Source organism: Mesorhizobium sp. M7A.F.Ca.US.006.01.1.1 (assembly GCF_003997935.1).
Taxonomy (GTDB): domain Bacteria; phylum Pseudomonadota; class Alphaproteobacteria; order Rhizobiales; family Rhizobiaceae; genus Mesorhizobium.
Genome location: NZ_RZQL01000022.1, coordinates 12,460 through 26,623 on the forward strand (window position 1 = coordinate 12,460; position 14,164 = coordinate 26,623).

A 14,164-nucleotide genomic window follows, 5' to 3' on the forward strand; every position below is an offset into this window, starting at 1 on the left:
ATGAACGAAGCATCGGTGCGTGGACTGGCCTGTGAGGCGCGGCTCAACCTGCGGCGTCTGCCGGACTACATGGACAGCATCTCAGACAGGCTGCGGAGCTTCGAGGCCGATGCTTCGCATCAGGGACAGCGCATCGATTTCCGCTTTGCCTTCGGCGGCGCCACTTTCGACATGGAACGGCTGGTGATGCGGGCCAATGCTGCCGACCGCGACGGGCTCGCCCGTATCAAGGACCTGCTCGCCACAGCCGTACAGGTCTACGCCAGGGAGGAAAACCCCGAGATCGTCTGGACCGGCGATCTCTCAGGCGAAACCAGCCTCGCCCAGTTCCGCGAGATGGTGGTGACGGATGTTCGCGACCTCACTCCGCATATGCGCCGCATTCGCCTGACCGGCGAGAATCTCTCGCGTTTCGCCAAGTTCGGCGGCATGCACATCCGCATGCTGTTTCCGACCAGGGATGTCCCCGATCCGCTGTGGCCGGTGCTCGGTGGCAATGGCCTGCCGGCCTGGCCCGCCGACGACCGGCGCCCGGTGGCGCGCGTCTACACCATCCGCGCGCTCGACGCGGAAAGGGGCTTCATCGACGTCGACTTCCTCGTCCATCCCGGTGACAGCGTCGGCTCGAGCTGGGCGATGCAGGCGGCGCCCGGCATGAAGGTCGGCATCATGGGGCCGGTCGGCCGTCCGGTGCGGCAGGCGGAATGGTATGTCTTGGGCGCCGACGAAACCGGCTTGCCGGCGCTGGCGCGGCTGCTGGAAACGCTGCCGGCCGAGACAAAAGGCGTTGCCTTCGTCGAGATCGCCAACAGCGGTGAACGGCAGGAGATCGCCAATGCTACCGGCATCGAATTGCATTGGCTTACCAGAGATGGCGTGGCGGCGGGTGAGGACAGACTGCTGGCCGAGGCTGTCCGCTCGGTAGCGTGGCCGCAGGACGGTTCGGCCTTCGGCTGGTTCGCGGCGGAAGCTGCTGCCGCCAAGATTGTGCGCGAATATTGGCGCGACACTATGGGACTTGGTCGCGATCAAACGCTGGCGGCTGCCTATTGGCGGCGTGGTGCTGCCGGATTGATGGCGGGATGAATCCTGATGATCGGCCCGCCGTCTTTGCCGATGCCGATATCAATTTGATCACCGGAGACAAGGTTCGAAATATCGCACACCACCAGCGGCATGCGGATGTCATAAAGAAATTCGGCAACGATGGCGCCCACCGCCAGGATCGGGTCCGGCCGCTCCAGAAGAATACCGGCCGGCGCCGTGCCTCTGCGGATCGCCTCGGCCAGGACCGAGGATGAAGACGACGAGCCGCGCCCGCTCGGCATGACCAGGATCCTGCCGGCGACATTCTGGCCGAGACCGGGATGCGAATGGTCTGTTATCTCGCCGGTCTCGGCATCGATGCCGCCCCAGAAGCTGAGCGGTTGCGAAAACACCAGCGCCTGCCCCTCAGCCTCACCGGCCAGTTGGAAGGTGCCGGTTCGTTCCACCGGTCGCGTCATGAGGCGCTCCGCACGACATGCCCGGCCGCAGCAGAGCGGATGCAATCCCTCATCTCGGCGAAGGCGACGGACACGCCGATATTGCCCGGCGCGTAATGTGCCCATTTGCCGGAATTGGTCATCACAACGCCGTCGAGGCGTTCCAGGATTGATGTGACATAGGTGCAGGTGTCGGCGACCGGAATCAGGCCGAACGCCTCCATGCCATCAAGCGCGCCCTCCTCCTGCAGCCGCGTCAACGTCGCGCGGCCGGTGTTGACGTAAATCGGGATGCGCCTTCCAGGTGCTGCCTCGCGCAGCAATGGCAACAGCCGCATCCATTCCTCATGCGAAAAATGCGGCGTGCCGAGCGACACGGCCGCCAGCGGCGCGCCATCCGGCACACTCGATAGCCTGGCCAGCGCATGGTCGATATCGGCGCGGGTGATGCGGATCGTCTGTTCCGGGGCGTGGCCGTGGAAAGCCTCATCCAGGGTCCTGGCTTCCGGCGTGATACCGACCGCATGGAACAGCGCCACTGCACCTGTCGTTGCCGCCGCCGCCCCCAGCGCCTTCAACTGGTCCTCGTCGCGCGGCCGCGGCAGGCCGGCAATCACCGGAACGCGGTCGCCACTCGCTTGCCCAATCAATAGCCCGACGCCGACGAAAAGGCTGTCGCTCGGCTCGCCGTCCGCAGCATCCAGCTCAAACAGGATCCGGCCGCGCCGGTTCTCGCTCAGATGCAGGCCCCAGGCCGGCGCGCGTCCGGTCATGGCGCAGCACAGATCGATGAAATCGCCATAGCGGTTGGTGCGCGCGCCGATCACCGAATTGGCAAAGACGATGGCGTTGGATTCGCCCCAGGCAATCTGCTCGCCGAAACTCGGGCGAAATCGCGTCTGGTAAGGCGCGCAAGTGAAGGTCGCCTGGCAGCCGAGCTCCAGATGCGCTTTCATCAGCCGCCGCGCCGGCACCTCTTCCGCAACGGGCATTTTCACCATGCCGGGATGGATGAGGTCGAACGAACCGACATTCAGCGTCGTCGGCACCTGGACGCGGCCACCGCCTTCGACCAGCCGCTCGACGAAATCGAGCCCCGCCTTTCCGTGGTAGAGACAGCCATCGATATGGGCGCCGGCAATGTCGAGCAGCCTGCCTGCGCCGACAGCATTGGAAAAAGCGACGAGGATCTTCATGGCGGCAGCTACGGATGGGCCTTGCTCGCCGTCGAGCACGGATCGGTCGCGCGCAGTCAATTCCAAGGCCATCGGTATGCTCCGGGTCGTGCCCGTCTATGCTGTCCCTGATTGCGGACGGTCTGGCAAGACCCGGTAAGGATCAGTTCGCGGCGATCAACACCGTGCTCTCCGGCGACCAGCGCAGCACAACATTCTGACCTTCCGCCAGCCGTTCCATACCCGTATTCTGCACGATCACCTTCAGCGTCTGACCAGCGCGTTCGACGAAATAGGTGCTGTTGTTGCCGGCGAAGATGCGCTTGGAAACCTGCCCCTTGAGCATGTTGGCGGTGCCATCCGGTGCTCCGGCATCCGTGACGATGCGGATGCGTTCGGGGCGCACGGCGCAGCTCGCCTTGGCGCCGGCGGCAAGCTTGGCACCCGCGCCGGCGGCAATCGCCGTGCCGTCCGCCAGCCGGATGCCATCGCCCGTGGTGTCGCCGCGAAAAATGTTGGCGTCGCCGAGGAAGGTGGCGGCGAACTCGCTCTTCGGCCTGTCATAGATCTCCTCCGGCGGCCCTTCCTGCACCAGCCTGCCGTCGCGCAATATGCCGATGCGGTCGCTCATCGTCAGCGCTTCTTCTTGGTCGTGGGTGACGAAGATGGTGGTGATGCCGATCTCGCGCTGGATCCGCTTGAGCTCGATCTGCATATCGACGCGCAGCGCCTTGTCGAGCGCACCGAGCGGCTCGTCGAGCAGCAGCACGCGTGGCTTGGTGACGATAGCGCGGGCGAGAGCCACACGCTGCCGCTGGCCGCCGGAGAGTTGGTGCGGCCGGCGCCCACCAAGCTTGCCAAGCTGCACCAGATCAAGCGAGCGCTGGACCTCGGCGACAATCACCGCCTTGGCCTCGCCGCGCACCGACAGGCCGAAGGCGACATTATCGGCGACGCTCATATTGGGAAACAGCGCATAGTTCTGGAACACCATGCCGATGCGACGCTTCTCGACCGGCACCCGCTCGACGCTCTCGCCGCCGATGGTGATGCGGCCCGAATCGGGAAAATCGAAACCGGCAATCTGGCGCAGCAGCGTGGTCTTGCCGCTGCCCGACGGCCCGAGCAGCGCATAGAAGCCGCCATCGGCGAAGTCGATGGAGACGTTATCCAGCGCCTTGTGAGCGCCAAAGCTGCGCGAGACATCAGATACCTGCACGCCGGCCATTATTTCTCTCCGCCGAATTTGAAGAACCGCGCCGTGAGCAGCATCAGCGCCATCGACACGACAATGATGATCGTCGAGACCGCATTGATCTCGGGCGTGAACCCTTTGCGGATCGCGGCATAGATTTCGACCGGTAGCGTCGTCTGCCCAGGCGTCGCCAGGAAATAGGACACCACGAACTGGTCGAACGACACGGCAAACGCAAACAGCCCTCCGGCAATGACGCCTGGCATGATCCAGGGCAGCGTGACGCGCCTCGTCACCTGCCACTGGTTGGCGCCGAGCGAGCGCGCCGCCTCTTCCAGCTCCGGCGCGAAGGTCTGCAGCCGGGCCGAGACGACGACGATGACATAGGGCAGCGCCAGTGCGACATGGCCGAGCAGGATCGCATGCAGCCCGCGACCGATGCCGACGCCGAAGAAGAAAATCAGCATCGCCGTGCCGGTGATCAGCCACGGAATGGCGATCGGCGGAAACAGCAGCGCCTGCAGGAATTTCTTGCCGCGAAACTCGTAGCGATAGAGCGCCAGCGATGCCGCCGAGCCGAGCACGACGCAGATGATCGTGGTGATGACCGCGATCTCGACGCTGTTCCAGGTGGCTGCGATCAGCTGGTCGTTCTGCCACAGCGAAGCGTACCATTCGGTCGTCCATTCGAACGGCAATTGGTAGAAGGGCGAGACGTTGAACGACATCAGCGCCATGATGATGATCGGCAGATAGAGAAAAGCGAGCAGCATAAAGATGTAGAGGCGGCCGAGCCATTCGAGGATGCGGGTCGTGGCCATCATGCAGCCCTCCGCAGCACCGGCGAGGCAACCGCCAGGATGACCAGCACCACGGCCAGCAGGATGAAGGAGAGTGCCGCACCGAGCGGCCAGTTGAACACGGCGACGAACTGGTCCTCGATGACCGTGCCGTAAAAAGTGCCGGTGCGGCCGCCAAGGATGCGCGGCTCCATGAACGAGCCGACGACCGGCACGAAGATCAGTGCCGCACCCGCGACCAATCCGGGCATCGACAGGGGGATGATCACCCGCTTGAGCACCTGCAACCGCGAGGCGCCGAGCGAGCGCCCTGCCTCGATCAGCGAGTCATCGATCGCCTGTAGCGTGAGATAACAGGTCAGCACCATGTAGGGCACGTAGGAGTGCACCAGCCCGATGATGACGGCTGGATAGGAATACATCAGGTCGATGTTGATCTTGAACGGCAGCACGGCGTTGAGCGCGGTGTCGAGGATGCCGCCTTCGCGCAGCACCATCGCCCAGGAGAAGATGCGCACCAGCCCGTTCGACCAGAACGGCAGGATAACGAGCAGGAAGATCGCCTCGCGGCTGCGCCCCTTCAGCACCTTGGCGAGCACGTAGGCGGCGGGATAGCCGATGACGACGCACCACAACGTCACTTCGAGGCCAAGGCGCAGCGAGGCCAGCAGCAGCGTCAGATAGAGGCTTTGCGAAAAGAAGGCGGCATAGTTGCCCAGCGTGAATGCCCACGGCTTTCCAGACAGCGGCAGCTCGGTCATGAACGAGAAAAAGACCATGGCCGACAGCGGCAGGAAGATCGCCACCGTCAGCCAGAGATAGGCTGGCGCCAGCAGCGGCAATGCCAATCTCAGCCCGCTTCGCGACGCTGTCGCAGCTGCCATGATATCCTCCTCCCAGGATTGGAAGGACCAGCCGGCGCGAACCGCCGGCTGATCCGGGTGTCGGCTTTACTTCACGTCGACCTTCAACTGCTGCCACAGCGCCAGATAGGCTTCGCGCTGGGCATCGGTGATCGGCGCCTGGAACTGGATGCGCTTGGCCACTTCGGGGTCGCCCATGACCTTGCGGTTGAAGGCATCCTCAGGCAGCGCTTCCACGGCCTTGGTGTTGGCGGAGACGGGAGCACCGACCTTGGTGACCCATTCGACGTAGAATTTAGGGTCGATCATATAGTTGATGAAGGCCTCGGCGCCGGCGACGTTCTTGGCGCCGACCGGAATGGAAAACGCGTCGAGCCAGGCGACGGCGCCCTCCTGCGGCACGACCAGCGAGATCGGCAGCTTGAAATGCGTCTTTGCGCGATCGGCCGAGCCGCTCCAATAGGTGCCGATATCGATCTGGTTGGAGGCGACCATCTGGTTCCAGTCGTTCTCCGAGCTCCAGAAGGTCTTGATCTGCGGCATCAGCGAAGTGAGCTTCGCCTTGACCGCATCCATATCCTTGATGTCGTTGATGTTCTGGCCGGTGGCGATAGCCCCGAACTGGACCGCTTCGACGGCATCGTCGCGAATGACGACGCGGCCCTTGTGGGCTGCATCCCACATCTCGGCAATGCTCGTCGGCGGCTTGTCGAAGGATTTGTCGTTAATGGCGAGCGCCGTCAGGCCCCACACCCACGGCACGCCATAGACCTTGCCGTCATGAACGAGCATCGGCGATCCCGCCTTGTCCTTGCTGATATCGGCGTAGTTCGGCAACTTGGAGACGTCGATCGGCTGGATCAGCTTTCCGTCCATCGCCTGGTCGTTGAAGGCGGCATTGATCATGACCACGTCGTAGAGGCCGGGATTGGTCCGGATCTTGGTCAGCATTTCCTGTTCGGAATTGAAGAAGTCGTTGACGACCTTGTTGCCGGTCGCTTTTTCGAAAGCCTCCACGGCCCACGGTTCGTCGGCGCCGTATCCCTTCCAGTTGAGCACATGCACTTCGTCAGCCTTGGCAGCGAACGCGAGTGCGGAGGTAAAGACGGCGGTCGCCGTCAGCAGAGCAGTCAAGTCAGGCATGCGCATGGTTGGTTCCTCTCTGTGGATTTGCCCGGTTCCCGGGCTTGTCAGGCTTTCCAGCTGTTATGCTTGGCCTTCTGTGTCCGGCCTGCGCCCAACGGGTCGGCGGCATGGCTCAGGAATGTTTGGATTTCGTGATCGCTCGGCGCCGACGAGCCGCCATGGCGGGTGACCGAAATGGCCGCCGCCGCATTGGCATAGCGCGCTGCCTCGAAGGGCGGCGTGCCACGCGACAGCGCGCTGACGAAAGCGCCGATATGGGCGTCGCCGGCGCCATTGGTGTCGACGGCGTTGACCTTGAAGCCGGCAATGGTCCGCGCTGACCCGTTGGCCAACCTGATATGGCAACCCTTTGGCCCAGAACGGATGACCACGCCGGCACCCTGCGGGCAATGGTCGGCCAGAAGTCGCGCCGCGAGGTCCTCGACATCGCCCGGGCCGGCAATCTCGACCGCCTCCGTCGTGTTGCAGCTCAGCCATGTGGTGCGGGCAAGCACCCGCGACAGGATCGGGCGCGGAATGTCCGAGATGACCGGCGTCGGGTCGAAGACAAAGGGAATATCTGCCGGCAGTGCCTCGATCCAGTCGGTGAGCGCATCGCGGCTCTTGGGATAGCTCAGCGTGTAGCCGGAGGTGAACACCCAGTCTCCCGGCGCCACCGCGACCGGTGCCATCATGTCGAGGCTGAGGACGCTTTCCGCACCGGGCCACGAGACGAAGGTGCGTTCGGCGTCGCTCGAGATCATGGCGACGCAGTTGCCGCTGTCCATCAGTGGCGATGGCGGCGTCAGCGTCGCGATGCCCTCGGCGGCGAAAGCGGCACGCAGGAAATCGCCATTGGGTCCGCTACCGAGCTGGCCGCCGAACACCACCTGCATGCCGGTGCGGCTGGCGGCCGCCATCATGTTGAAGCCACCGCCGGCGACCTGGGCAAAGCTCGATGCCGTCTTTTCCATGCCGGGCGCCGGCAAGGCGTCGATGCGGTAGACATAGTCGACCACGGCACTGCCGACATGGACGAGACGGCCGCTCATTCCGCCGCGTCCTTGCCGGAACCGGTTTTCGCCACCCTTGCCGCCACGAGGTCGGCGGCGAGCGCGCGAACCTCTGACATGTCGAGGCCGACAAGCCGGGCGATATGCTGTTGCGGCAATCGGGAAAAACCGCTGCAGGCGCCGGCCATGCCGGCGGCGATGGCACCGATCGTATCGGTGTCGCCGCCAAGATTGGCGCTGATGACGGCTGCTTGCCATGGGTCGCCACACGCGATTTCCAGCACGGCGAAGGCCGCCGGAACGGATTCCTGGCTGGCGACGCCGGTGCCGACCAGATCGGTGATCAGCCGGATCGCATCCCTCATCGCCTTGCCGCGCACGATATCCTGTGCCCAGACGATACGCGCGGCGATGTCGCCGCCGGTGACCCAATGACCAAGCGTCGCCCCTCGCCTCGCCGCCGCGACCGCACTGGCCGAAGCATCGCGCCAGCCGCCGCCGGCGACGCCGCGGCTGACGGCAGCGGCAACGGCAGCGGCGGAAGCGATGGCGATCGAGGTGTTGTGCGTCGCCCGGCAGGTCTCGGCCACCTTGGCGACGAATGCCTCCAATGGTTCGAGCGGCATCATGATACCGACAGGCGCGATGCGCATGGCCGCGCCATTGGTGTCGCCGCTGCGTCCCGCTTCCTCGGCCGGCACGCCATTGTTGATGGCATCGATGGCGCGCTTGGTCGACGGCCCCAGCAGATCATAGCTGCCGCGCGCCTTGACCTCGCGCTCCCAGTCGAGCAGCGCATTGACCCAGCGCGCGTGGTCGAAACGGTCGCCGGATTCGACCAGGATGCGGCCGAGCAGAAGCGCCTGCTCGGTATCGTCGGTGATGGTTCCGGCAGCCAGTCCCTTCGACACCGGATGATCGGCGAAAGGCGCGAGGAAATCCTCGACATGGCCGTAGAGTTCGGCAATCCGAACCGGCGACAAAAGCTGCGTCGGCATGCCGAGCGCATCTCCCAGCGCTCCGCCGACAAGCGCCCCCATGGCGCGATCAATGGTCTTGCTGGTTGCATCCGACATCGCTCAGAACCTCATATGCAGCGCGAAATGCGCCGGGTTGAGCAGGCTGGTGACATACTCGATCGGCCGGTCGTCGGCCGCACGCGTCAGCCGGCGGCCGCGCAGGAATGGCGTGCCTTGCGGGCAACCGAGGATGGCCGCATCCTCGGCATTGAGCATCTCGATCTCGACCCATTCCTCGCCATGGTCGGGAATGAGGCCGGCGGCGCGCAGCGTCTGGTGCAGCGAGCCCTCGCGCAATCCGCGCAACGGCACGTCCTCAAGTTCGGGTGACAATGGCAGCCGGCTGCGCTCGATGGAGATCGCATGGCCGTCGCTGGCGTTGGTGCGCACCCGGTCAACGGCGATGAAGAACGGGCTTTCGATACCGAGCAGCACAGCCAGATCGGGGTCTTCGATGACCTCCAGCCGCAGCGTCCGCGTCTCGGCATTGGCGCCGGCGTCGGCCAGCGCGCGCGACCAGCCGATCGCATCGTCGACCGGCTTGCCGTCGAAGGTGACGAACGAGCCGACGCCGACCCTGGTCGTGATCAGCCCGCGGCTGGACAGTTCCTCGAGGCCCTTGCGGACCGTATTGCGGCTCACGGAAAAGCGCTGGACGAGTTCGTTCTCGCTTTGAAGGCGGTCGCCGAAACCGAGAACGCCGGAGCGGATCTCATGTTCGAGGACGGTGGCGATCTGCTCGGGCTTGCCCGTGCCGGGAGACAGTTGAACCGCGCGCCGCTTCATATAGTACCTGTTCAATGAACCTGTATAATCCTGTTCAATATAGAGACCGGGATGCTATGTCAACGGATGCTGAAGACTGCCCAAAAGGCAGCGAAATGTGCGGAATAATCGTGCAGGGCGTGCCGAGAGGCAGGTCAATAGCCCCCGAAATCGCCAAAAAGAGGCACACATCATGGAGCCAGATCCTGATTCAATTTCACCGGGGGCAGGCTACGGGATCGACACCTCACGCGGCTCAACGAGGATGTCCGCCTCGATAGCGGCGTTGATGAACGCCGCCCTTGCGGCCGAGACTTCTTTCTTTCCCTCGAGCACGGCCAGACAGGCCTTGCGGGCAACCATATGCTTTTGCCCGGTCGCAACCGGCCAGCGGTTCAGCAGGATGTCGGCAGCCTGGGCGACCCGCTCCACGTTGAAGATCGAGTTTCGCGATCGGCCGAGCGCAATCCTGACCGGCTCATCGAAACGCTGATCTTGCACGATGCCACTCCCCAAAGTCGGCATTCATCGATTCGCGGCCTTCAACCCCGAGCAATGTGATAGGTTCCGCGCCAAAGGTGCAAGATGTCCGATTCCAGTGGCCAGAAAAATCCCAGGCTGATCGTCGTGGTCGCGTTCGATCGCGGTGAGGATGGCGAGCTGTTCCCAGCCTTTGGACCCGCCGACCAGCAGAGCGAAGACCGCGCCATACGCACCGCCAGGGCTCTGGCGGCAAAGCATGCCGGCGTCATCGCCTGGAGCCGCGAGGCCGATCCGACGCTAGGCGAGTATGGCCCGCCGAACACGCTCTTCGTCAGCGGCGACGTACCTGACATGGAATGATCGGTTGGCGCCGGGTCACATGATAATTTCTGCAAGATGACCAAGCAGCTCGGCGGCGCGAACTGACGCAGCACGATTTGAGCGCATGCTCGAATAGAACAGCCGGATGAAGGCGGGCCAGACACTCGCCTTTTTTAGCGCGACGTGAGACATCACATCGTCGAGCCCGCGAATTCAATTCGCGACAACACCTGGACAAGGGTATAGTGTCGATGGCTGGAGAGGCAAAACGCCGCTCGTCCGGCTTGTGCCCATGTTTCAACCCATCGTGAATATCGAAGACGCGCAGACGCTGGCGCAGGCGATCGTTAATACGATCACCGAGCCGTTTCTGGTCCTCGACGAGCAGTTTCGCGTGCTGGCGGCCAGCCGCTCCTTCTACAACACATTCGAAGTCGACCCGCAGCAGACCCAAGGCTCGCTGCTTTACGCGCTCGGCGACGGTCAGTGGGATATTCCGGCACTTCGCCTGCTGCTGGAGACGATCATTCCCGAGAAGACCGCCATGGACGATTTCGAGGTCGAACATGATTTCCCGCGGATCGGCCGTCGCACCATGCTGCTCAATGCCCGCAAGGTGCTTTACGACCACAGTTCGGCCATCACCATCCTTCTCGCCTTCAATGACATAACGGCCCGTCGTATCATCGAGCGGGAGAAGGAAGAACTGCTCGGTCGCACCGAAGACCTGCTTCGGCAGAAAGACGTCCTGCTGCGCGAGATGGAGCATCGGGTTGCCAACAGCCTGCAGATCATTGCCTCGATCCTGTTGCTGAAGGCACGCTCGGTGACGTCGGAAGAGACGCGCCAGCATCTCAAGGACGCCCATCAGCGCGTTCTGTCCGTAGCCGAGGTGCAACGCCATCTCCACACCTCCGCCGGCGTCGACGAGATCGATGTCGGCTCTTACCTACCCAAATTGTGCAGCAGCCTCGCCTCGTCGATGGTCGGCGAAGCCCAGCCGATCACGGTCACCGTAATGGCCGAAGGCGGCAGGATGGATTCGCAAAGGGCCGTCAGTCTCGGCCTGATCGTCACCGAACTCGTGCTCAACGCCATCAAATATGCCTTCCCCAAGGAGAGAGCCGGCGCTCGCATCCAGGTGAGCTACGAGACCGCGGGCAGCGACTGGAAACTGACGGTTTCGGACAATGGCGTCGGCAAAATCGCCAACGACGTACCAGCTACCGGACTTGGAACAGCCATCGTGGAAGCGTTGGTGAAACAGCTGGAGGCCAAGGTGGAAGTTATCAGCGACACTGACGGCACCAGCGTGTCGGTAACCCGGGCGACGTTCACCTCACGCGTGCCGCGGGCGGCGTAAAACCACTACCACGATTACCACGATGCCTGCCTTCCGGATATCGCTTCGATCCTGATCCGATAGAAGAGATGGCTGCCCGAAATTGTCGCGGCATCGCCTGGTTTCCGGGCGCCCGGCTCCCACCAGTTCGCGTGCATTGCCAGAAGCGACCAAGCAAATTTGCGATCACTGTCGACGGGAGCAGTCATTCTTTCGACGCCGGCGATGCTGCCGTCCAGGTCCGGTCCTTTGGGCAATTCCTCGAAATGGCCGTCAACGACGACGCTCCTCCAGCCATTCATGCCACCAACGTCATCCACCTGAAGACAGACGTGGGGATTGGCTTGCATCCACTCGACCTTCTTGCCAGGAAGCGAAAACCCGAAGATGGAGTCGTCGCCGAAGGCGAAATGGATCGGCACCACATAGGGCCTGTGCTCGCGCACGCAGGCCAGGCGGCCAAGGCGTTGCGTCTTCAACAGGGCTACGCAGTCCAGCCGCGTCATCTCCTTGACGTTCATTCCGGTCCTTCTTTCTGTTCACCCAGCGCGGCCGATGCGGCCGATGACCTCCGCTTCCGCGACCCAATCAGCGCATCGATTCCCTGGATGGCCTCAACATGACCGTGAGCCGCCGCCGCAAGACGTGAAGATCATCGCGAATTCCACAGAGGATTGTCCGGAGCGTCAGGGGCATTGGCAGCCTTCCACAACTCAACGGTGTCGACGCAAGCCGGTTCCGCTCGCCAGCAAGCAAAAGCCCGCTACGGTGAACCGGAGCGGGCCTTGGAGGAGGACAAGGGGTGGGACCCTCTCCTCTTGTTTCCACGGGGGGGTGGACCGCAATGACCATACGAAAGTTTTGCAGAGCGTAGGATCACAAGCCGGCTTGCCCGCATCACAATCCGGTGCACGCCGACATTCAGGCGGTCACGAGATTGCGATCGTCCCTGCGATGATCGGGCAGCGCCGCTGGATACGCCCAAGCACGATGATGATGAGCAGCACGAGCCCAAGGCCGCCGCCGCCATAATAGCCGGTACCGTGGAATGGACCGACACCGAGGCCGCTGAAGCCGCCAAGCAGCGCAATGACAAGAATGATGATCAGTATGGTTCCAAGGCTCATGGCTTCCAGATTCCATAAGCGCTGAGGCAATGGGTTGAACATCGCAGCATGCGATATCCAAAGACGAGCGCTCCAAAGGCCCTGCCGTTCCGCGCAACTTCGCGCGCGAAAGAGATTTCGCCGGCAAATGAAAACGGCCTGCCAGATGGCGACGAAACGACAGAACTTGGAACCTGAGAACTCAATGCCGCAGAAAGCCCGCCAGGCCACGGCGGGCTTTCCGACCGGCCGGGGGCCAGGAGAGTGCGGTCAAGCCTCGCGGCTGGTTCGGCACTTCCGATCCCGGCACTCCTGGTGTCAGCGACGTGCAATAAGCAGGCAAAGCTGACGCAGGTCGCGGTCATAAACCCCGGAACTGCCAAGAACATCGACGCAGCGCTTCTTCATCCGCGCCACCTGGCCGTCCGACATGTCGGCGACGACACCGGGCAGGCCCGGATGTCCCGGCGTTCCGGGATTACCCGGGTTGCCCGGTGTACCGGGATTGCCTGGATTGCTCGGATTGGTTCCGCCACCGACGCCAACGCGATGCCGCTCGTCCCGCCGACATTGGCGCCGAGGCCGGCAGTAACGCCGCCAGACCCTCCGACGTTGGCGCCGATGGGCGGCAAACCACGTGAAAGGTGCCGGCGTGATTGCAGGCCGAGCGATTCTGCCCAGCGCCCTTTGTCAGACGATCCCGTAGAACAGCCTGTAATGGACGCGCTTCATGTAGTCCCGGTATTCCGGCGTGGCGGCCAGCAGCGCCTCTTCGCGCAGGATGCGATGCACCTGGAAGAAGGTGATCACGGCGTAGACGGCGAGATTGTAGAAGGAAAAGGCCGACAGCAGAAACAGGACATGGCCGGCAAGATAGCCGGCATAAATCGGATGCCGCACCAGGCGGTAGGCACCGCCGGTCATCACGCCGCGATTGCCCGGCAGAATGGCGAACGAACGTCCCAGGGATATCTTTCCCCAGATCACGAATCCCAAGGCCAGGGCCTGCAGCGGCGCCGCAATGTAGACGGGGATGATGGCCACGCCCGGTTCCAGATCGATGAAGCCGACACCGAAGCTGGCGATCACGGAGACAACCACGGTGAGCGGGTTCCAGTCGCGAACTGTCGGCCGCCGCGACAGAAGCAGCCAGGTAAAGGTCAGAATCTCGGAAATCGCCACCAGGGCCACATTGATGCGCGTCGGGTCGAGCATCAGGTGATATACGCCGCGGTAGACGAACATGCCCGCGAAGGCCAACGCGCAGATCCGAAAGAAACCTTCCCGCAAATCCACCAGGATTTCGCGCTTTCGGGCTGCGGACAGAATCCTGCCGTCACTGACGTGCGAAAGCGCCTCGCTTTTTGATATGAGCAATGCAGACACCCCAATGATCCCTCAGGGCGACCTTTGCACGCAACCATTGCCGGGCAGTTAATCAACACGATCAGATCGGCATTAAACTGGCTGTCG

At 63.2% G+C, this 14,164-nt stretch carries 16 protein-coding genes; 3 read left to right on the forward strand and 13 right to left on the reverse strand.

Annotation, left to right across the window (positions count from 1 at the left end):
• A complete protein-coding gene (locus EN943_RS06520; protein WP_127411975.1) occupies positions 1-1,086 on the forward strand; it encodes a siderophore-interacting protein in 1,086 nt (361 codons plus the stop codon).
• On the opposite strand, the gene EN943_RS06525 is transcribed toward EN943_RS06520, so the two are convergent.
• From EN943_RS06525 to EN943_RS06570, 10 genes are all read right to left on the reverse strand, one after another.
• Positions 1,047-1,505: a DUF126 domain-containing protein gene (locus EN943_RS06525; RefSeq protein ID WP_127411976.1), complete on the reverse strand. Its 459-nt coding sequence runs from the start codon at positions 1,503-1,505 to the stop codon at positions 1,047-1,049. The genes EN943_RS06520 and EN943_RS06525 overlap by 40 nt on opposite strands.
• Positions 1,502-2,752: an aconitase X gene (locus EN943_RS06530; RefSeq protein WP_127411977.1), complete on the reverse strand. Its 1,251-nt coding sequence runs from the start codon at positions 2,750-2,752 to the stop codon at positions 1,502-1,504. Before EN943_RS06530 ends, EN943_RS06525 begins: the two co-directional genes overlap by 4 nt.
• 70 nt (positions 2,753-2,822) lie before the next feature.
• Complete coding sequence (locus tag EN943_RS06535) at positions 2,823-3,887, reverse strand: ABC transporter ATP-binding protein (RefSeq protein ID WP_127411978.1); 1,065 nt, start codon at positions 3,885-3,887, stop codon at positions 2,823-2,825.
• Positions 3,887-4,675 (reverse strand): ABC transporter permease, encoded by a 789-nt coding sequence (locus tag EN943_RS06540; RefSeq protein WP_127412003.1) that lies wholly within the window; start codon positions 4,673-4,675, stop codon positions 3,887-3,889. The genes EN943_RS06535 and EN943_RS06540 overlap by 1 nt, the downstream gene beginning before the upstream one ends.
• The gene (locus tag EN943_RS06545) at positions 4,675-5,538 is read right to left on the reverse strand and encodes an ABC transporter permease (protein ID WP_127411979.1); all 864 of its coding nucleotides are present in this window, start codon (positions 5,536-5,538) and stop codon (positions 4,675-4,677) included. Before EN943_RS06545 ends, EN943_RS06540 begins: the two co-directional genes overlap by 1 nt.
• Before the next feature lie 66 nt (positions 5,539-5,604).
• Positions 5,605-6,666, reverse strand: coding sequence for an ABC transporter substrate-binding protein (locus EN943_RS06550; protein ID WP_127411980.1), 1,062 nt, complete (start codon positions 6,664-6,666; stop codon positions 5,605-5,607).
• A gap of 41 nt (positions 6,667-6,707) precedes the next feature.
• Positions 6,708-7,694, reverse strand: a complete 987-nt coding sequence (locus EN943_RS06555; protein WP_127411981.1) for a PfkB family carbohydrate kinase — start codon at positions 7,692-7,694, stop codon at positions 6,708-6,710.
• Complete coding sequence (locus EN943_RS06560; protein WP_127411982.1) at positions 7,691-8,731, reverse strand: ADP-ribosylglycohydrolase family protein; 1,041 nt, start codon at positions 8,729-8,731, stop codon at positions 7,691-7,693. Before EN943_RS06560 ends, EN943_RS06555 begins: the two co-directional genes overlap by 4 nt.
• Before the next feature lie 3 nt (positions 8,732-8,734).
• Positions 8,735-9,460 (reverse strand): GntR family transcriptional regulator, encoded by a 726-nt coding sequence (locus EN943_RS06565; RefSeq protein ID WP_127412004.1) that lies wholly within the window; start codon positions 9,458-9,460, stop codon positions 8,735-8,737.
• A 210-nt stretch (positions 9,461-9,670) separates the two neighbouring features.
• Positions 9,671-9,940, reverse strand: a complete 270-nt coding sequence (locus EN943_RS06570; protein WP_013530801.1) for a DUF982 domain-containing protein — start codon at positions 9,938-9,940, stop codon at positions 9,671-9,673.
• 84 nt (positions 9,941-10,024) lie between these two features.
• On the opposite strand from EN943_RS06570, the gene EN943_RS06575 reads away from it, so the two are divergent.
• Both EN943_RS06575 and EN943_RS06580 read left to right on the forward strand, forming a co-directional pair.
• Positions 10,025-10,282 carry a hypothetical protein gene (locus tag EN943_RS06575; RefSeq protein ID WP_023814060.1) on the forward strand — a complete coding sequence of 86 codons (258 nt, stop codon included), beginning with the start codon at positions 10,025-10,027 and terminating at the stop codon, positions 10,280-10,282.
• Between the two features lie 253 nt (positions 10,283-10,535).
• Complete coding sequence (locus EN943_RS06580; protein ID WP_127411983.1) at positions 10,536-11,606, forward strand: PAS domain-containing sensor histidine kinase; 1,071 nt, start codon at positions 10,536-10,538, stop codon at positions 11,604-11,606.
• A 14-nt stretch (positions 11,607-11,620) separates the two neighbouring features.
• Here EN943_RS06580 and EN943_RS06585 read toward each other — a convergent pair whose 3' ends face one another.
• The 3 genes from EN943_RS06585 to EN943_RS06600 form a co-directional block, all read right to left on the reverse strand.
• Positions 11,621-12,106: a pyridoxamine 5'-phosphate oxidase family protein gene (locus EN943_RS06585; RefSeq protein WP_127411984.1), complete on the reverse strand. Its 486-nt coding sequence runs from the start codon at positions 12,104-12,106 to the stop codon at positions 11,621-11,623.
• 408 nt (positions 12,107-12,514) lie between these two features.
• A complete protein-coding gene (locus EN943_RS06590; protein ID WP_127411985.1) occupies positions 12,515-12,712 on the reverse strand; it encodes a DUF3309 family protein in 198 nt (65 codons plus the stop codon).
• A 669-nt stretch (positions 12,713-13,381) separates the two neighbouring features.
• Positions 13,382-14,077, reverse strand: a complete 696-nt coding sequence (locus EN943_RS06600) for an isoprenylcysteine carboxylmethyltransferase family protein (protein ID WP_127411986.1) — start codon at positions 14,075-14,077, stop codon at positions 13,382-13,384.
• Positions 14,078-14,164: the final 87 nt, after the last annotated feature.